General features: G+C 59.4%; 17 protein-coding genes and 1 tRNA gene. 12 read left to right on the forward strand and 6 right to left on the reverse strand.

Features of this window, described 5'->3' with window-relative positions; genetic code table 11:
• The first annotated feature begins 148 nt into the window (after window positions 1–148).
• Complete coding sequence (locus U1R88_RS03250; protein ID WP_322429945.1) at window positions 149–3,619, forward strand: M15 family metallopeptidase; 3,471 nt, start codon at window positions 149–151, stop codon at window positions 3,617–3,619.
• A gap of 145 nt (window positions 3,620–3,764) precedes the next feature.
• Entirely contained in the window at window positions 3,765–4,901 is a 1,137-nt protein-coding gene (locus tag U1R88_RS03255; RefSeq protein WP_322429946.1) for a hypothetical protein, read from the forward strand.
• A gap of 227 nt (window positions 4,902–5,128) precedes the next feature.
• On the opposite strand, the gene U1R88_RS03260 is transcribed toward U1R88_RS03255, so the two are convergent.
• The 3 genes from U1R88_RS03260 to U1R88_RS03270 form a co-directional block, all read right to left on the reverse strand.
• Window positions 5,129–5,464, reverse strand: a complete 336-nt coding sequence (locus tag U1R88_RS03260) for a hypothetical protein (RefSeq protein ID WP_322429947.1) — start codon at window positions 5,462–5,464, stop codon at window positions 5,129–5,131.
• Window positions 5,465–5,564: 100 nt separating this feature from the next.
• The gene (locus tag U1R88_RS03265) at window positions 5,565–6,026 is read right to left on the reverse strand and encodes a hypothetical protein (protein WP_322429948.1); all 462 of its coding nucleotides are present in this window, start codon (window positions 6,024–6,026) and stop codon (window positions 5,565–5,567) included.
• Window positions 6,027–6,522: 496 nt separating this feature from the next.
• Window positions 6,523–7,617 (reverse strand): DUF2806 domain-containing protein, encoded by a 1,095-nt coding sequence (locus U1R88_RS03270; RefSeq protein WP_322429949.1) that lies wholly within the window; start codon window positions 7,615–7,617, stop codon window positions 6,523–6,525.
• 155 nt (window positions 7,618–7,772) lie between these two features.
• Between U1R88_RS03270 and U1R88_RS03275 the strand changes: the two genes are divergently transcribed.
• Window positions 7,773–8,063, forward strand: coding sequence for a hypothetical protein (locus U1R88_RS03275; RefSeq protein WP_322429950.1), 291 nt, complete (start codon window positions 7,773–7,775; stop codon window positions 8,061–8,063).
• 129 nt (window positions 8,064–8,192) lie between these two features.
• Here U1R88_RS03275 and U1R88_RS03280 read toward each other — a convergent pair whose 3' ends face one another.
• Complete coding sequence (locus tag U1R88_RS03280; RefSeq protein WP_322429951.1) at window positions 8,193–8,963, reverse strand: hypothetical protein; 771 nt, start codon at window positions 8,961–8,963, stop codon at window positions 8,193–8,195.
• Between the two features lie 447 nt (window positions 8,964–9,410).
• Window positions 9,411–9,602: a hypothetical protein gene (locus U1R88_RS03285; RefSeq protein ID WP_322430501.1), complete on the reverse strand. Its 192-nt coding sequence runs from the start codon at window positions 9,600–9,602 to the stop codon at window positions 9,411–9,413.
• 226 nt (window positions 9,603–9,828) lie between these two features.
• Between U1R88_RS03285 and U1R88_RS03290 the strand changes: the two genes are divergently transcribed.
• From U1R88_RS03290 to U1R88_RS03300, 3 genes are all read left to right on the forward strand, one after another.
• Window positions 9,829–10,257: a hypothetical protein gene (locus U1R88_RS03290; RefSeq protein WP_322429952.1), complete on the forward strand. Its 429-nt coding sequence runs from the start codon at window positions 9,829–9,831 to the stop codon at window positions 10,255–10,257.
• A gap of 116 nt (window positions 10,258–10,373) precedes the next feature.
• Window positions 10,374–11,114 carry a hypothetical protein gene (locus U1R88_RS03295; RefSeq protein ID WP_322429953.1) on the forward strand — a complete coding sequence of 247 codons (741 nt, stop codon included), beginning with the start codon at window positions 10,374–10,376 and terminating at the stop codon, window positions 11,112–11,114.
• Window positions 11,115–11,256: 142 nt separating this feature from the next.
• Window positions 11,257–11,451 (forward strand): hypothetical protein, encoded by a 195-nt coding sequence (locus U1R88_RS03300; RefSeq protein WP_322429954.1) that lies wholly within the window; start codon window positions 11,257–11,259, stop codon window positions 11,449–11,451.
• Window positions 11,452–11,598: 147 nt separating this feature from the next.
• Here the strand turns inward: U1R88_RS03300 and U1R88_RS03305 are convergent.
• Window positions 11,599–11,688, reverse strand: a tRNA-Ser gene (locus U1R88_RS03305).
• A gap of 348 nt (window positions 11,689–12,036) precedes the next feature.
• Between U1R88_RS03305 and U1R88_RS03310 the strand changes: the two genes are divergently transcribed.
• From U1R88_RS03310 to U1R88_RS03335, 6 genes are all read left to right on the forward strand, one after another.
• A complete protein-coding gene (locus tag U1R88_RS03310; RefSeq protein WP_068295369.1) occupies window positions 12,037–13,128 on the forward strand; it encodes a sugar ABC transporter substrate-binding protein in 1,092 nt (363 codons plus the stop codon).
• Window positions 13,129–13,252: 124 nt separating this feature from the next.
• Window positions 13,253–14,212 (forward strand): ABC transporter permease, encoded by a 960-nt coding sequence (locus tag U1R88_RS03315; RefSeq protein WP_322429956.1) that lies wholly within the window; start codon window positions 13,253–13,255, stop codon window positions 14,210–14,212.
• A gap of 11 nt (window positions 14,213–14,223) precedes the next feature.
• The gene (locus U1R88_RS03320; protein ID WP_322429957.1) at window positions 14,224–15,726 is read left to right on the forward strand and encodes a sugar ABC transporter ATP-binding protein; all 1,503 of its coding nucleotides are present in this window, start codon (window positions 14,224–14,226) and stop codon (window positions 15,724–15,726) included.
• A 2-nt stretch (window positions 15,727–15,728) separates the two neighbouring features.
• Entirely contained in the window at window positions 15,729–16,673 is a 945-nt protein-coding gene (locus U1R88_RS03325) for an ABC transporter permease (RefSeq protein ID WP_322429958.1), read from the forward strand.
• A gap of 23 nt (window positions 16,674–16,696) precedes the next feature.
• Window positions 16,697–17,458 (forward strand): SDR family NAD(P)-dependent oxidoreductase, encoded by a 762-nt coding sequence (locus tag U1R88_RS03330; protein ID WP_322429959.1) that lies wholly within the window; start codon window positions 16,697–16,699, stop codon window positions 17,456–17,458.
• A gap of 227 nt (window positions 17,459–17,685) precedes the next feature.
• Complete coding sequence (locus U1R88_RS03335; protein ID WP_322429960.1) at window positions 17,686–18,906, forward strand: ROK family transcriptional regulator; 1,221 nt, start codon at window positions 17,686–17,688, stop codon at window positions 18,904–18,906.
• The last annotated feature ends 57 nt before the right edge of the window (window positions 18,907–18,963 follow it).

Consider the following 18,963-nt stretch of genomic DNA (forward strand, 5'->3'; position numbering starts at 1 on the left):
ACACATTCACGTTCAGGCTTCCCGAGAGCGTTTCGGCCGCTATTCGCGCGAGCGCCGACAATTGCGGCAAGTCTAAATCGGATTGGCTTCGGGCGGTGATCATTCGTGAGGTATGCGCGCCTGCAGCGGGCGAGGGGGTATCGGTAAAATGATCAGACTTCCTGACTCCTCGGCCGTTGGCCCTACGCCGAATGCCAACAGCGGGCGCCCTGTTGCGTCCGTCGATCTGACTGGCGAAGCGCGCGGTCTCCAACAGGCTGGCGCCGGTATCCAGCAGGCGGCCGATGCCGGTTTCCGTGTTGCCGAAACCTTCAAGACCGACATCGACAAACAGAAGGCATGGGATACCGCGACGCGCTGGCAGGACTTCCAGAACAAGTGGCAGACCAAAGCTCAGGGCATGGCCGACAGCATGCAGCCTGGTGGCGTCGGTACCATGGACGCCTTCCGCAAGGATTATCGTGCGGATGCTCAGCAGTTCTATTCGACCCTGCCCGAGGACTTGAAGGGTGCCTATCGCCCGCAGATTTACGACTACGAAGGCAGGCTAGGTGGCACCTTGAACACTAAGGTCCTCACCGAGAAGACGCGATATGCTGGTGAGCAGCAAACGCAGATGGACAATAGCTTCGTCAATGAAGCTGCTGCCAATCCTACCGATCCGAATGCGGCAAAAGCTGCGGCCGATAAGATTAAGGCCTACACACTCGCGAACCCAAATCTTCCACCAATCGACAAGCAGACGCGCCTGGCCAAGGTAAATGACACGGTCGCGACTGGTCTCGGGTCCGCCATCGTAGCGAACAAGGACAGCGTTCGGCAGGTTTTTGCGCAGACTGGCACGACTGGTAATCAGCAAGCGAAGGGTCCGTTAGTATTCCAGCCGCCGGCTGATGCTGCCTCTCTCCCAAAGGGATTATCCGTTAACAATCCTCTGAATTTAAAATACTCCAAGAATGACAAGATCCCAGGCGGCAAGCAGGGCAACAGCGCTGGCGCTGCCGGTGTTATCGGGCCATCTCAGCACACCGATCAGGGTGACCCACAGGTTATTTATGCCACTCGGCAGGATGGCTTGGTTGCTGGCATCAACTTGCTGCGTGATAAATACGCTGCCGGCATGAGAACACCGCAGCAGATCATTGCGGGCGTCAACGGCTGGACACACGGGAACGTCTCGGCGGCGGCCACTGTTGCCAAGAACATGGGCATCGGGCTTGACGACGATATCAAGCTGAATGACCCAGTGATGGCGCAGAAGTTCATGCGCGCCTTGATCGTTCAGGAACAGGGCGCCGATGCCGCCGCCAAGGTTTCCGATGCCGAGATTGCCAATGCCGTTAGCGGAAAAGGCGGCTCCCAGCCGACTGCGGCACCGCAATCAGAAAAAGGTTTGGGCTACAATCCCAATGAGGGCGATGTTCCGACCGGCGGCCCAGCTCGCGGTACCTCAACCAGCCAAAACGTCCCACCGATCAATCCTCAGTATGGCTCGCGGTTCAATTACGCAAATGTCCAGAATATGGGGGACCCCCGATCGCCCGGCTGGGGGCAAAACAACCTCGTTCCCGTTCAGGCTGGCGGCCAAACATGGCAGGTCAATAAGCAGGCCGCATCAGCTTTCCAGGGGTTCCTTGGTGATTTAGCGGCGGCTGGCTATCCCCTGAAATCCAGTGGCGGTTTCAATTATCGAAACGTTCGCGGCGGCTCAGAGCTCAGTCAGCACGCCTTTGGCACGGCGATCGATATCGATGCCGAAAACAACGCGATGGGTTCGACCAAAACGAATCTGCCGCCGAATGTGCGTGAGCTCGCCGCCAAGTGGGGCCTGGTTTGGGGCATGGATATCAAGGGTCGCCCCGATCCCATGCACTTTGAATGGGCCGGTCCTGGTGGTGTTCAGAATATGCCGTCCGGTCAAGCCGACCCCTACTCCGTCGCTCGTTCCTACTTCCAGCGCCAGTTCGGCGACAATGTCGATCCCGATATCCTGAACCGTCTCGCCAATGCCGCTGTCACAGCGCGCAATCAGTTCAATGCCGATGCCCGCCAATTGATTGGGCAGGTCTCGCAAGATGCCCCAACTGCCATCGCCAATGGTGGAAAATACACCGGCGCAATGCCATCCAGGCAGGATTTCGAGGATGCCTTCGGGCGCGAGGCCGGTCAGAAATACACGGCCTTTCAGGCCAGCTTGCAGACCGCGCAGCAGACCTTCGACATGGGCACCCAGTCCGATGCCGATGTGAAGGCCACAGTTGCGGCCGCAAAGTCCAAGATGGACGCCACAACGGGCGAAGGCGCAGCACTAGCTGCCTCGCAGTATGAGACCGCAGCCAAGGCGGCAGAGGCCACGCTGAAGGCTCGCGCTGGCGATATCGTCGGCTACACCCAGCAGCACTTCCCGAACGTGAAGCACGCCTGGGAGACCTATGCATCCAATCCGTCGCAGGATGCGCTCGCCACTGCCATCGGCGCTACGACCGCGGCACAGGCTCAGCTTGGTACCAAGGGCACCGACCAGGCCGTGTTGCCGGCGAACATCGTCGATGACTTCGTTGCCAGGACCAAGCAGCCGAACCGCACGACAGAGCAGAACATGCAAGACCTGGCGGGCGTTGTGTTCGCAACCAATGATCCCGGACAACAACTCGCGATTTTTGATCAGCTGAGGAAAGCTGGCATCGCTCCGGAAGCCGAAACGGTTCTGAGAGCCTATCGTCGCGAGGACAAGGCCTCAGCTCGATTTCTGGCAGCGGTAATCGATGCCAAGAACATTCCGGAGAAGAAAGAGCAGGGCGGTGATACCGTGGCCGATGCCGTCGACCGTCAGATGACCGATCCGGCTACCGGCATCGCCCGCACCCTCTATGGCCTGGACATCGGGCGTGAAGGTAACCTCGAAACCTACACCACAGACCGCAACGTCTTCATCAAGGGTGTCAAGGTGAAAGTGCTGGAGGGCATGACGCAAAACGATGCCGTCAAGTTCGTCAATAAGGCTCTCTATGGCGACGCTCGCATTGTAGATCAGGGGAATGCGAGGATCACTGTTTCTGGCACACGAAACGACGAAGCCATCGTTCAGGGCCTTTCCCATCAGATGGGGGCGGTACGCCAAGCCCTGACTTCCTATGGCCTTGTGCATGGCATGGATGGAACGCCGGACGAGAGGAACACAAAAGCCGTTATCGAGCGCCTGAATCAGTTCCGCGCCAACGACATTGCGAGCACCGGAACATGGCGTGATATCGGCGACGGCTTCGGCTTTGTGGACAATGCCACGGGCCTGTTTGTCGCCGGCAAGGACGGCAAGCCGCTGATCATCTCGCCTGATCGAGCGGAAGCCGAGGGGCTATTGCGCCAGTCTGCCGACGAGACCGTGAAGAAGAACCTATCAGCCACCCCGAAGGCGCCCGTTAACGCGCCGCCTCCTGGCAACAACCCTGCAAACGTGCGGCCGCAATCTGAATTCCAGCCCTCCGCCAACATGGATGGCCTCGGCTTCAATCCGCCCGAGCCCAAGCAGGATTCGTTGATGGACTTCATCCCGGCCGACCAGAAGGCCGGTCCGGTGCCATCCATGGACAGCATCTTGAAGCCTGAAGGCGGGAACTGATGGCAAAGGCACTTTGAGTAGTCAGCCGATCCTTTCGCCTCGATATGAATGGGCCTCTATTCAGGAGGGGTAGGCGCGCGTATACGGTGACGCCCAATGGAAGGGCTAGTCAGATCGATGAGTTGCTTTTTTCTGGGGCGCTTAGATGAGTATTTTTGACGACATTGCCCGTCATGATCTTGCTCCACCCTTGGCAAATGATACGGACTTCTCGTACCTGAATCGCTCTAATCGCGTTGAAGCTACGCGAGTTCGAGTCTTGGTGGATAGCTGGTTTGAACGCTATCCGTTGGAGGATCGGGGAGGGCTTGCCGAACGATTCAGGTCCTCGATTAATCATCAACATAAAAGTGCATTTTTCGAACTCTTTCTGCACGAGTTTGTTCTGGCGACTGGTCATCGTATCATCGCTATCGAACCACCCCTTGCCCACACCCGCTATCGGCCGGATTTTCTTGTCGAATCCCCAGGCGGTGGACGCTTCTATCTCGAAGCTGTCTTGGCAACTGGACTATCTGACCGCGAAAGAGCTGAGCAGGCGAGGCTAGATACAGCCCTTGCTCTCATCGACCGAGCTGACGCACCACAGCATTTTTTGGACGTGACGACCCGTGGTGCGCCCACCGATAACATTTCGGGTAGGAAATTAATGCGCGGTCTGAATCAATGGATCGCGGCACTTCCTGATGGCGACGCAGCCGCAGATATTGCGCCATTTTGCTGGGAAGAGCACGGAGTCCGTATTGAACTGAAAGCCTGGCCGCGCCTTCATCCTGGTGCCCCGGGTAGAGCAATTGGGATAAGGCATTTCCCTTTTCGTGCAGGGAGGGGGCAGGCAGATATTCGAGAGGCGGTTGTCTTCAAGGCGGAAAAATATGGTGTCCTTGACCATCCGTTGGTCATTGCCGTCAATTCGTTCGAACACTTCCAGCCACAGGACGACCTCCTAAATGCTCTATTCGGTAGCGTTAGCGTTGCGATCCGAATTGAAAACGGACGTCGGCAGGTTGAGGAGAGACGTGCTCCAGATGGTGTTTGGTGGGGGCCACGCGGTGCTAGGAAGAAGGGGGTCGGTGCTGTGCTTGCGTTTGCACGCGTAGATCCCTGGAATTTCGCATCTCGGCACGGCTGCCTCGTGATTAATCCATGGGCAACATTGGAACTACCACCGCTGCACTTCGGCATAGATGAGGTCTTGTCGAGAAACGGAAATCTGCAGAGAACCCAAGGGGCAACGCTCGGCCAACGATTGGGATTACCGGGCCGATGGCCGGAGACCTAGCCACTGCACGTGAGGCTAATCCAATTTCAGACTGACCTATATTGGAGCTAGATTCATGGGCAATAGTCAGGCGCCCACGCGCGTCGTCTCGGTAGTTATGCGGAACCGACTTCCGCCATTAATGCGCAGTTTGTCATTGAAAGGATTGAGTTTTGCTGGGGGTGCCCTTGAAAGATCCCAATCCCGGTCCCTGTTTCACGATCAGCTGTCTGCGGACGAGCCCATAGTCATGGCGAGCGGGCGCGGGTATTGAATTTGTCGACTGCCTCGTTCACGGCCTCATTCGCAGCTCGACTCTCGGATACCAAGCAATCCTGATAATTGCGGATCTTGTTTTGGTATTCGAGCACTTCGTTCTTGCAATCCGAGAAATCGAATTCCGAGGCAAACTTCCCGAACATATCAACGCATGATGGCGCCTTGGGCCGCTCCAATTTCTCGCCATCAAGTGCGAAGAGTGGTCGAAAATCGCGGCACGCGAAATCCAAGGTAAGCGCACCAGTCATCGTCGGAGTGAAGGCGAATGCCGACATTACCAGCATGATTGAAAGCTTGCCCTTCACCTGTCGCTCCCGTCTCGCCCCTCACCCAAGTAAGGCGCATGCCGCGATGGCCGCGCGCTTAGATCATCGGCGGCTATTGTCTAGGATTGATCGAGCTAAACTACAGCTTTGCGGCTGCTGCCCCGAACATGAAATCGCCGGTAGTGCCATCGTTTAATGTAAATCGACCACCGCCGCTCATGCCGCTATTGTCGCGGGTGGCAGTGATAATGCCCTTCCGCCCATCCGAGCACAGAACCGGCATGCTGATTGTGGGAGATGTGTCCATCGCATCGTAGCTACCGGAGCATCGCAGATTGCCACTGCTGACACCGAAGGTGCCGCCGCTTAAGGCCGCAGTGGTAGTCCCTCGCATGATGCCGCCTGGAACTCCCTTAGTCACCACCGCAACCGGTAGAGTTGTCGAGCACCCTGCCAACATGATCGCCAATGCGACAACCGTAGTCTTCTTCATCTCGCCCCCGACGAAATCGCGAGCGGGGACGTCGCCCCGCTCCAGGCTATCAATCGTCATCCCCACCTTGACGACGATCTGCGGCACGATCACCGCAGTTCGAGCCATCCTTGGCCTGCTGCCAGGAATGATCACAGCTGCCCGCCAATGCCGGCGCCACTGTCATAGAAACCACAGCCGCGAATATCGCGGCGAGCACGATCCTGATCACTGCGATGCCCCCCAACCCGCACAATCGCGGATACCTCTTTCGAACGATATTTTGCGTGACGAGGGCGTGAATTAGTTGGGCCTAGGGGAGGGCGTGGCGCCCGCCATCTGTCCGAAACAGATCTGATTGCGCTGTATATCAGGGGCGCGATCCGCCATAGTTCATACGCGCGGTGGGGCCGAGGTCTGCGCCTGGCTTTTGCGCAGACGGTGCCTAAGACCATGGGCGCGGTCAACGTTTGCCTCTGCTGCCTCTCGCGAGGTGTCCCTCTGCCTCCTTGAAGCTGGACGCCCTGCGCTGCCGTGGCAGCATCGAGCTAGGTGACGCACTCACGGCGGAACTTGGTTCTGGGCGAAGGTATTGGATCCTTCGACCCGACCTTATGCGTGACGCTCATGATGATGGCAAACCTGCATCTGTATCGTTATTGGGCTGCTTCGTCGTCGCATCTAAATTGTCCGTATCTACTACCTCTACGACGGAATAAGACTTTAAATCGTCAGATATGTGGAGCACGTCGATTGGTCGACTGCTAACATAAGGAGCCAACGATTTAGCAAACTCGAGGATAGCTGACTGCTGGTTGTCTTCGACAATTGTCGAAATTTCCAAGCCCGCATCCGTCAGTATGTAAACGCTTATGTTCGGCGCGCCATCTCTTATCGAAAAGGGCGCGAAAAGATCGCGATTGTTGGGCTTGAATTCGGCCCCGTACTCAATGCCGATTCCATAGTGTCCGAACGTGCCAAGCCAGGCTTCTATGTCGTCGCGTCTTTTTACCTTATCAAACCTCTGGCTCTGGCCAACCCCGGGCTCCACCATGAGACCCGCAGATGTGAGCATAGAAACTTCTTTTACCGACAAATTTCCAATGAGTAACTTTGGTACAACAGGGCCAAGACGATGCTTGCATACTCTCTCGAATAGAGCCGCCGTTTGTGTATCAATTTCGTCAATAATACGAAATGCTCTTCTTGAAAATGTTCCCGGCCTTCGAACTTCAGAAGCAAGTACACGCCCCCACTTCTGGCGTATTTCCTCCGCCGATGCCCCTTGCGCATAGGTGTCTAGGCGATCAAGAAATTCCGGTTCCAAAATCTCGGGACCCGTTGAATTCTGCGCGTCTGAGGGCGGGGTCTGCCTTAAATCCTCAATGGCATACTGGACGACGGCGTCCTTGTTCTTTTGCTGCTGGACAGCCGTAGCAAACATGTTCTCAGCTACTCGCTGCGCAAACTCCTGATCGACTTCCATTCGCCGTATCGCTGAGCTCGCCGCAGCCTCTATCAATTGTTGCTCAGCTTGCATCTTGGCCCTTTCTATCGAGTTTCCTCGCTCGAGCTTTAAGCTTAATTTATCGCCAATGGCTCCCAGTAGCCTATCGAGGGCAGAAACAAAGCGGCTTTTGGCAGCTAGTTTAACGCCAGTTTCAGTAATCTCGCCGGAAAGCGAAACTTCATTCGAAAGATGATCTTCGCTGCCATCCATGCCACCCTCCCAAACAACCGGCATCAGCCTTGTTTGAGTCGCAGCATGCTAGCAACCTATTCTCTTCTCAATGGACAACTTTTTCACGGGTGAGTCACGTTTAAGCTCGTCAGATTGTACACCGCGAAAATTGCGGAACAATCAGGAGGCTTACAATGGCGGTATATATTATCGGCTATGACCTTCACCCAAGCAAAGGCGAAACATATGACGATTTGATGGAGGCACTAGGCAAGCTCAGTCCGAAGACATGGCACTGCTTGGACAGCACCTGGATGGTGGTTACCAATAAAACGGCCACTCAAATACGCGACGAACTTAAGCCTCACCTGTATAAAGATGATCAGCTTCTAGTTGTAAAGTACGAAGAGCATGGGAATGGCAGATGGGCGTTCTATGGGTTTACCGGGGACTGCGCTCAATGGATAAAGGATAATCTGGGATAGTGCTTGGCGTTCGTCGCTAGAGGGTCTTTGCCAAGCGTGCTATGTCCGAGGCTTTAAATCCCAGGCGCCACATAATGACGCCTGCGCGGTTGCGCCGTTGCTGGCGGTTTCGATCGGCCTGCGCTCTGATCACCGACGCCGCGTCAAAGCCTCTTCAGGCGTTGGCTCGTCGCTGGGAAGAGTGTCGAGCAAGGTGAAAACATCGGTGAGTGGCGCGTCGATCGACACATGCTTGAACCAGTCGGACTGCCCCCACGTTGCCGTAAGCGCCGCTTTCACCAGGACCTTGATCTTCCGCACGTCGGCCTTCTGATCGATAACCTGAAGGGCAACGGTGCCAACCACATCGTCGCGGACATGCGCCGGCAGCCCCTTCGGCGTCGCTGCCGTGATGGTCGCGAATAGATCTTTGCCGTACTGCTCGCGGTTCGGGCTCTGGCGCAGTCTGCGGTAAACTCGAAGCTTGCGGTTCCGCTCGTCGCGATGTTTTGCGTGGTGATCGGCGATGTGCTTTCTGGATCGCTCCGGGTTCTCTGCCCGCCATTGCCGAACATATTCTCGTTGATGTGCGCGGTACGCTTCCCGGTTGCGCTCGCGCCACTGACGCTTGAGTTCGTTGACTCGCTCCCTGTTTTTAGCCCTCCATTTTCGCTTCTGTTCGCGGGTCTTCTCTCGTTGTTCGGTAAGCTTTATTTCGATTTGCTCACGGTGGTCTTCTCGCCATTGGCGCATATAGTCGCGCTGGTATGCGCGGTGCGTTTCCAAGTTGTGATCACGCCATTGACGCTTGAGCTCATTTATGCGGGCGCGGTTCTTAGCCCTCCATTGACGTTGATACTCGCGGGCTTTCGCACGCTCGTCGGCATCACCACTGCCGGACTTAAGAATTTCGTCAGTCATTTGGAGCGCTCGCCCCGTTGCTCCATTGGTCGAGGCGGTCATCGAGGTCGATCTCGATTTCCTGCCCGTTCGAAAGGACGATGACGAGATAGGGCTGAAGCGGGTCAGCGCAGGCCAGAACCGCTAGGATGTGCTGGTTGAGGCCTTCGCGGAGTGATATCCAAGACGTTTCTCGGCGGGGCATTGCGATCCTCTCTTGATGTGGATCAGGCTGGGTATGCAGGTCCGCACTTCAACTGTCAGTTGGTGGCCTAGGGGTGGGATTACAGGATCGAACGAATCAGATTTGCTTTCGGTAGCTACGCGACTGCAGCCCCGCCCTACGCAGTGATTTTTTCATCGGCATGACATTGCGCGTCACGGAACCGAAAGCCGCTTGATAACTTCAGGGGGGTCTTTGTTTTTCGAGACCTGCCCGGCCTTGGGGCAGAGGGAGCACGACAATCCTCAGTCCGCGCCACGAAGCCTCACGCCTGGCCGACCGTGGTTGAGGAACTCGACGCCAGCTTCCTCCAGCACCATCTGCACAGCCCGTATTTTATCGAGCCCGCTGGTGAGGGTGTTCGCGCCCCTCTTCTCCATGCTTCCGATCGTGTTGATGTTCACGCCAGCTCGCGCCGCCAAGGCGCCTTGATCCATGTCGACCAAGGCCCGCGCTGCCCGAAGTTGATTCCCAGTCGTAAGCATCAAACTCATCCATTTCCTAGCACGCTATGATTTTTTCATAGTTTGCTATTGACTGCAATTGATATGATGGTTCATAGTTAACTGGTGATTTTTCATAGTCCCTATCAATCAACCCCGCGCTGGTAAGTTATCGGCGCCCGAGTACCGGCCATCAAAAAACACGAAAATCGAGGACATCATGCTGAACAGTCATGTTCCGGCAACCGCTACCGGCTTGCCAACCGATACCCACGTCGATCCACTCGTTACCCTCGTCGACGCCTATTTCACCGGCGTGCGGGCCTACGGTGCCGCGGACCTAAGCGGAATGTCCCCCGAAGAAGAGGGGAGCATAGCCTCACTGCTCTTTGGATGGGCCGCAGAGCGGATCGAGAACCCTGAGCAAATTCAATCGACCGCAGGCGCTCTGGCTCTCGTAAACTATCTCATGAACGACAATGAAGATTGGGGGCAGGAGGCCTGGAAGCTAATGCTTTCCGCTCTGCGAGAGTTTCTCGAAGCTCAGGCAGCAAAGGAAATTGCATTTTGCGCCAAGCCGGAGAACGCCAAGGCGATCGACGATCCGCTACTGAATATAACTGCATCGAAATTCCCAGTGAGTGACTGAGCGCCCCGGCCTAAATGCACAACCACCAGTAGGCCCTACGCTTTCGGATAAGGATCGGGGCCGAAATTAACAGTCTCATTACGTCGACCCACGCCAGCATAACAATCGAGGACCCCATGTCGAACAAACCCGCTTCGGCGGCCGCTACCGGCTTGCCTAATATCGACCGTCGCGCAGCTCTTGCCGGTTCCGCTAGTTTCCTCGCGGCAGTTGCGGCCGGCGCTTTCGGGGACGCCCCAACTGCCTTCGCAGCCGGGCGAACTCCACTGCCCATCCTGATACAGGCTCACAAGGACGCTTATTCCCGCTTCAACCATGTCGTTGGTGTTCGGAATGAACTTGAAAAAGCGGAAGACAAGATCCGCCGCAACAATCCAATCCTTGTGCCACTCGCCGTTATGTCGAATGGCACGAGCCCCATCTACTATGAACTGAGGTCGAGATCCGCCGACGATATTCGTAAGGGCATCCTCGACACGCACGACAAGCTACGCTGTGTTCATTGCCCGGACTGGTCGCGTGCCATGTTTCCGGAACTGTCGGCAGCGGCAGAGCGAGAGCTAGATGCTTCCCAGGAGCGCGCACTTCGGGCTCTTGCCGATGCTGAAGCTGAGCTAGAAGCACGCAAGCGCGATTTTGGGCTGGCAGCAGCGGAAGAAGCGGTGAGCGCTGCCGAAGGCGAAGAGTTTGAGGCCAGGCTCTCCCTTGCGCTCTACGTGCCGCGCAATACCGCCGAGGCGGCGGCCAAGAGAGAATACATCGACAACTCACCGCCTTTTCGTGACGGATGGTGCAGTGACAACGCCGAGTTCGTCGATGCGATGATTGCTCGCCTCGGCGAACAGGCCAGCGCGTAAGGGAGGCGAGTATGACCACCCAGCTTCACCCCGAAACGTCGAAGTTTGACGACGCGCTTCAGGCCCTCCGCGTCGATGCAACTGTGATGCTCACGCTGCCGGAGTAGTCATGGCATCATTGATCGTCAGAGGAGGACGAACAATGAGCCGACGCAAGCCGCGATTTACCCAAGTAGAAATGGTTCGTCTGTTGAAAGCTATCGATCAGGCTGGGATCAGCGCCATCATTGAAGTCACGGACGATGCCGTCCGCATTGTGCCCAACGCCGAAAAGCCAAAGGCTGAAGCGTTGCCGCGAGGGCTTCGGATCGTCGAGGGCAAAGACATCATCTTGTGACATCAAGCTGGCTGCCCCAGGCGAGGGGAGGTGAGCAGCCATTCCACAGTGATCTATCGAATGCTACCAACTACGCATGACAAAAATGGGACCCTAATAGGGACCAAAATCAAAAATCTAAAAAAACTCTGTAATTTCAATAAGTAATGGCGGAAGGGGTGGGATTCGAACCCACGGTAGACTTGCGCCTACGACGGTTTTCAAGACCGTTGCCTTAAACCACTCGGCCACCCTTCCGCATCTTCGCACCAGTGCCACCGCATGGCTGCGTGCGATTACGGGCGGTCTAGCAGAGTAGGGGGCTTCGTCAAGACCTTCTGCGTCGAGAAAGGCTATGATCCCTCGCGTCGCCGGCGAAGCGGGGGCGATCGCCATGGCCGGTTCGCAACCAAAATCAATCCAGACAATCGACCGGCAATGCCTCTGGCGTAACCCCGGCGTCATCCGACCGGCGAGCTCCGCATCTCCACGGCAGAAACAGGCTTGACTCACTTAAATTCATCAATTTAATTAAAGATCGACGGCGCGAACCATAAGCATGAAAAGCCGTCTCTCGAACAACGAGATCCGAGGAGGAATAGTCCAATGGCTTCTGCCCTTGATTTCATCGAGGCGGCGCTGATCGAACGTCGCCGCTTCTTGATCGGCTCGGCCCTTGCGGCCGGGTCGCTGTTGCTGCCCGCCGGGGCAAGGCGCGCCTTCGCGGCTTCCGACCTTCAGCTCGCCAGCTCGATCCGTTCGCTGTCGAACGCCTTTCACGTCGCCTGGGACAAGGGTTCGAAGGCTTATGCCGATACGGTGAGCGCGCCCTATGCGGCCCTGGTGACGGAGGGCAACAGCGAAAAGGGGATTGCCGACATCAAGGCCATGCTCGCCAAGGTCGGCAACAAGCTGGTGCTCGGTGTCGATCCCAACGATGTTCCCGATGCCCGGCCGATCGTGGAAGCCGTCGCCAAGGCTGGCGCCCATGTCGTGACGGTATGGAACAAGCCGGACGATCTGCATCCCTGGGATTTCGGCGACAACTACGTCGCGCACATGTCGTTCAACGGCGTGCCGGCCGGCGAGCAGACGGCCAAGGCCCTGTTCGACAGTTTCGGCGGCGAGGGTGGTATCGTGGCGCTCGGCGGCATTGCCTCCAACGCGCCGGCCATCCAGCGCAAGCAGGGCCTGATGAATGCCATCAAGGCCAATGGCAAGGTGGAACTCCTCGATTTCCAGGATGCCGACTGGGATTCCACCAAGGCCAACAACGTCGTCGCCGCCTGGATCACCCGCTTCGGCGACAAGATCAAGGGCATCTGGGCCGCCAATGACGGCATGGCCGTCGGCGCGCTCGAGGCGCTGCGCGCCGAGGGCCTTGCCGGCAAGGTCCTGGTCACCGGCATCGACGGCACCAAGGATGCCGTCACGGCGATCCGTAACAAGGAGATGGCCGCAACCGTCGACTGGAATCCCTATTGGATCGGCGGGATCGCCCTTTCCCTCGGCTATCATGCGGCAACCGGCGCGTTCTCTCCCTCCAAGGAGCCCAAGGAGCATCGCGAATTCTACGGCACCGGTGTCCTGATCACGCAGGCGGATGTCGAGGCCTATTGGAAGGCCAATATCGACACGACACCCAAGGTCGACTGGAACGATCTGTGGGGCAAGGTTACGGGCCAGATCACCTATTGAGATCGCGCCCGTCGGCGATGCGCGGCACGCGGGGCAAGGTCTCTCCCAGCCTTTCCCCACCGGCGTCCGCGCATCGCCCCTCTCGCAAGGATCCGTGCGGAATTCTCGAACCGAGACAGTCGAAATGGTGATCACCAGACAATCCCTCGCGCGTGCCGCGCCGGTCCTGGTCCTGCTCGGCCTGTGCCTCGGCATTTCGCTGCTGGATGCGCATTTTCTCTCGCTCGGCAATCTCATCCGCGTGGCTGCTTCGGCGGCAGCCCCGCTGACCCTGGCTCTGGGCGTGACCTTCATCATCCTGATGGGATCCATCGATCTGTCGATCGAGGGGTCGATGGCCGTGACGGCGGCGGCACTGTGCGCCTTCGTCGCCAATTCCGCCGGCACCGGCTTCGATCTCGGCCTGCTCGCACTGCCGCTGGCGCTGGCGACGGCGGCAGTCTTCGGTTGCATCGTCGGGACCATCCACGTGGCCATGAAGGTACCCTCCTTCATGGTCAGCCTCGGCATGGGTTTCGTCGGCACCGGTCTCGCCACCGTCCTGCTTGGCGGTGAAAGGGTGCAGATTCTCGATCCGTCGATCCGGGCTCTTGCGCTATCTCGCCTGGGCGGCGTGCCCCTGGCCGTCTATGTCGCGGCCTTCATGCTGCTCGTCGCCTGGTATGTGCAGGATCATACGCGCCTCGGCCGCCACATCATGGCGCTGGGCGGCGGCGAGGACCTCGCCAGGGCGTCCGGCGTCGCTGCCGGGCGCGTCCGCATCCTCGCCTTCACACTGGCTGGGGTCTTCTTCGGCGTCGGAGCCGTCCTCGCCTGCGCACGGCTGGGCGCCGGCAGCGCCTTGATCGGCAGCGGACAGCTATTCACCGCGGTCAGTGCCGTCGTGGTGGGTGGAACGGCGCTAACCGGCGGCAAGGGCGGGGTATTCAATACCCTCGTCGGCGTGCTGATCGTGATGGTGCTCAACAACGGCATGATCATCATCGGCCTGCCCACTTTCGTGCAGCAGGGCGTGCTCGGCGTGGTGATCATCGGCGCGGTGCTCTTGAATACGCCGCTGCGCGCGCTCTCCGTGGTGAAGTGAGGGCCGGCGCCATGCTCGAACTTCTCGACATCACCAAGCGCTTCGGCAGGGTCGAGGCCCTCAAGAATGTCTCGATCACCGTCAAGGCCGGCGAGGTCGTCGGCCTGGTCGGCGAGAATGGGGCCGGCAAATCGACGCTGATGAAGGTGCTCAACGGCATCAATCAACCCGATGCCGGCGAGATCCGCATTCACGGCAAGGCGGCCTCGATCTCCGGTCCCAAGGATGCGGCAGCGCGCGGCATCGGCATGGTGTTCCAGGAGCAGTCCCTGATCACCAATTTGTCGGTGGCGGAGAACATCTTCCTGGGCAACGAAACCCCGTTCATCCGCCTCGGCCGCATCGATTGGCGGCGCATGGCCGCCGCCGCCAGGCATCAGCTTGCCAAGGTCGGCCTGGGCATCGATCCCCTGACCGTCACCTCGGAACTGAGCTTCGTACAACGCCAGATGGTCGAACTCGCCAAGGTCCTGACCCTGGAGGAGGCGGTGGAAGGAAGCCTGTGCATCCTGCTCGACGAACCGACATCGGTATTGGAGCAGGCGGAGATCGACATTCTCTTCGATGTCATCCGCAAGCTGAAGCAGCGCGCCGGCATCATCTTCGTCTCGCACCGTCTCGACGAGGTCATCGACATTTCCGACCGGGTCTACGTTCTCAAGGATGGCGTCGTCGTCAGCCGGATGGCCAAGGGTGAGGCAAGCCCGGAACGCATCCATCACCTGATGGTCGGGCGTGCCGCCACCGGCTCCTACTACAAGGAGGACGGAAGGGCGCCATTTGGAGAGGAAATAGCCCTGAAGGCCAGGGGGCTGGCGCGGGCGCGGGCCTATGCCGACATCGATCTTGATCTTCATGTCGGTGAAGTTCTCGCCCTTGTCGGGACCGAGGGAGCCGGCAGCGAGGCCCTGATCCGAAGCCTGTTCGGGCTGGAGAAGATCCACCTGGGCAGCGCCCACTATCGCGGCCGCAATCTGCGTTTCGTCTCCCCGAGCCAGGCGGTGTCCCTGGGCCTCGGCTATGTCCCGCGCGAGCGCAAGTTCGAAGGCATCGTCGAGGAAATGTCGGTCGAGGAGAATATAAGCCTCGCTCATCTCAGGGGCATGAGCCGCTTCGGCATCCTGAAATTCGGCGAGATCGGCCGCGCGACGCGCAACCTCATCGAGCGCATGCGGATCAAGACGCCCAGCGCCGATACGCTTTGCGCCAATCTGTCGGGCGGCAATCAGCAAAAGGTGGTGCTGGCGAAATGGTACAATGCGGGTGCTCGCGTCTTCCTGCTCGATCATCCCACCCGTGGCCTCGATGTCGGCGCCAAGGAGGATGTCTATGGCCTGATCCGCGAGCTTTGCGCCAATGGCTGTTCCGTCATCCTGATCGGCGACACCCTGGAAGAGGCGCTCGGGCTCGCACATACCATCATCGTGATGAAGGATGGGCGCCAGACGGCACGCTTCGACACGCTGGCGGTACCGCCGCCTGAACCGCTCGACCTCATCCGGCACATGGTGTGAGCATGGTGCGCCTGCGTTTCCTCAACCCCTATCTGCCCTGGATCGCGCTGGTCCTCGCCATCCTCGCCGTGGGCCTGTTCGACACCCGCTTTCTCGATCCAATGACCTTGGTCGGCCTGATGGCCGACAACGCCACGCTGTTCGTGATGGCGCTCGGCATGACCTTCGTGATCTACGTCGGCTCGGTCGATCTGTCGATGCAATCGGTGGCGGCCGTCGCTTCCATCGTGCTCGCGCTTCTGCTGCCGGGATACGGCCTGGCCGCCATTCCGGCCGCCATCGTCGTCGGCGGGCTGTTCGGCCTGCTTTCGGGCTTCGTGCATGGCAAGCTGCGCATCCCCAGTTTCGTCGCCACCCTTGCGACCGGAGGCATCGCGGCGACGGCCGCCCTATGGATTTCGGGCCAGCGGGCGATCGGCATCTCCGGCGAAATCCGCAGCGACACGCTCGGCTGGATCATCGGCTCCACGCTCGGCCTGCCCAATGAAATCTGGGTCAGTCTGGCCGTCTTTGTCCTGGCCTTCGTGCTGGAACAGGCGACGCCCTTCGGCAAGATGATGAAGGCCGTGGGTTGCAGCGAACCGGCGGCAACCGTATCCGGTATCCGCGTCGTCAGGATCAAGCTTGCCGTCTTTGCCCTGGCCGGCGCCTTTGCCGCCCTGTCCGGGATCATGCTCGCGGGCCGGCTGTCGAGTGGAACGCCCACTATCGCCAATGAATTCCTGCTCCCGGCCATTGCCGCGGTGGTGCTGGGCGGCACCTCGCTCACCGGCGGCAATGGCGGCGTCCTGCGGACCCTTGCCGGCACCATGCTGATTGCCGTGTTTCGTACCGGCATGACCTTCGTCGGGGTCAATGCCCTGGCACAACAGATCGTCTTCGGCACGATCCTGATCCTGGCCGTCTGCCTCAACAGCGGCCATGCGCCCAAGGGCGTGATGAAATGACCACCACCACACAGGAAAAACGAATGCTCGAGAAATTTCGTCTGGACGGCAAGACCGCCCTCATCACCGGCGGCAATCGCGGCATTGGGCTGGCCGTCGCGCACGCCCTGGGCGAGGCCGGCGCGAAGCTCCTGATCTCAGGGCGGAGCAAGGTCGAGGAAGCAGAAAAGAGCCTGGCCGAGGCCGGCTATGACGTCGCGTTCGTCCAGGCCGACATTCGCGACCCGGCCGCGCCGCAGCAATTGGTCGATGCCGCCGTCGCGCGCTGGGGGCGGCTCGATATCCTCGTCAACAATGCCGGCATTGCCAGCCATGGCGACACCCCCGATTTCGACGAGGAACGCTGGCGCCAGGTGATGGACACCAATGTCGATGCCGTCTTTCGCGGCTGCCGCGCCGCCCTCGTGCCGATGCGCAGGCAACGCAGCGGCGCGATCGTGAATGTCGGCTCGATTTCCGGCTTCATTTCCAACGTGCCGCAGAACCAGGTCGCCTACAACGCCTCCAAGGCCGCGGTTCACATGATGACGAAGAGCCTGGCCAGCGAGTTCGCCGCCGAGAACATCCGCGTCAACGCGGTGGCGCCCGGCTATATCGACACCAACATGTCGCGCGGCGGCATCGAAAACCCGGAGTGGTTCCCGATCTGGCGCGACATGACCCCGATGGCCAGGGTGGGACAGCCGGAAGAAGTTGCCGCCTGCGTGCTGTTCCTGTGTGCGCCGGCATCGAGCTATGTCACCGGTGAGGTCCTGGTCGTGGACGGCGGCTATCTCACCCGTTGATCCGGCTCCTTCCTGCTCTGGATGGGCTGGGCTGTCGCGGCTGGAGCAAGGTGCGTTCTGACGTCGGCACCTGTGTGCTCCAGCCCGTTGTTTCCGGGCCGCTTCAAGGGTTCGGCGAGAGGGGTTTTGCGATTCTTGGTGATTCCGCCTAATCGCAAAGCGCTTTAGGGTGAACAATCTATGTTTCTCAAGGCAGGGCCGAAAGCCCTGCCGGTTTTGGTCGCGTCATGAATGAGTCCAACCGGGAAAGACCGGCCCCATCGTCCGCCGGGCGGCGCAGGCAGCGAGGCTACAATGCCTCGCGGGTCGGCGATCTCAATCGCGGCCTGGTCATCGAGGGCATTCGGCAATCGCCCGGAATCGGGCGCACGCATCTCGCTGCCGAAACGGGCCTGACCCCTTCCGCCATCACCCAGATCGTCGCGGCGCTGATGGAAGAAGGACTGGTGGCGGAAGTCGCGGCCGCGCGCGCGGCGGATCGAGCCGGGCGCCCCCGCCTGGGACAGCCCATCCGCGGGTTGCGCCTGATCTCGGGCTACGCCGCCACGATCGGCCTGCATTTCGATCACGAATTCGCCCGCGCCGTGCTCGTCGATGTCGCCGGCAACATCATCGCGCATGAAAAGGAGCAGTTGCGGATCGAGGAACCCGAAGCTTCGACGCATCTGCTCGCCACGCTGTTCTCCCGGCTCGACGCACACCCGCTGAGGCCGAAGCGCCTGTTGGGCGTCGGCGTTTCCGTCATGGGGCCGGTCGATCACGACAGAGGGGCCGTGGGGCAATCGAGCCAGTACCCCGCCTGGCGCAATTATCCCTTCGAAAAGGCGCTGTCGGACCTGATCGGCCACGATGTCTTCATCGCCATAAACGGAGCCGCGGCCGGCCTGGGGGAATACTGGTTCGGCGGCGGCCATCATCTGCCGAGCTATATCTATGCCTTTGTCGGCTATGGCCTCGGCGGCGCCCTGATCTTCAACCGCCGCGCCGTGCGCGGCTCCTATGGCAATGCCGGCGAGATCGGCCATATCCATACCTATCCCGACGGCGAGATCTGCTATTGCGGCGCCCGCGGCTGCCTGGAAACGGTGGTGTCTCTGCGCGGATTGGCGCGTTTCCTCGGCAAACCCACCGTCGAGGCCCTCGATTTCACCGCGCCGGGCTTTTGCGACGATCCCGATCTCGGCCGCTGGGTCGAGCAGGCAGGCACCGATCTCGGCCGCGCCCTGACCAGCGTCTCCAACATCGTCGACATCTCCAGCATCCTGATGAGCGGCCTGCTGCCCGAGCCCGTGCTGGGGCGCCTCGTCGAGCGCACGCGCAGGACCGTCGCGGCCTATCAGATGAACGCAAGGCCCAAGCCGATCGTGCTGGAGAGGGCACAGGCACCGAGCGACCTCGTCGCAGCTCTCGGTGCCGCAGCCATGCCGCTCTACGGCAATCTGTTCTGACGCCGCCCATTTTCTTTAAGTCAAGCGTCATTGCGAGCGAAGCGAAGCAATCCACGG

The sequence above is a fragment of the Labrys sedimenti genome, from assembly GCF_034424805.1.
In the GTDB taxonomy this organism is placed as follows: Bacteria; Pseudomonadota; Alphaproteobacteria; order Rhizobiales; family Labraceae; genus Labrys; species Labrys sedimenti.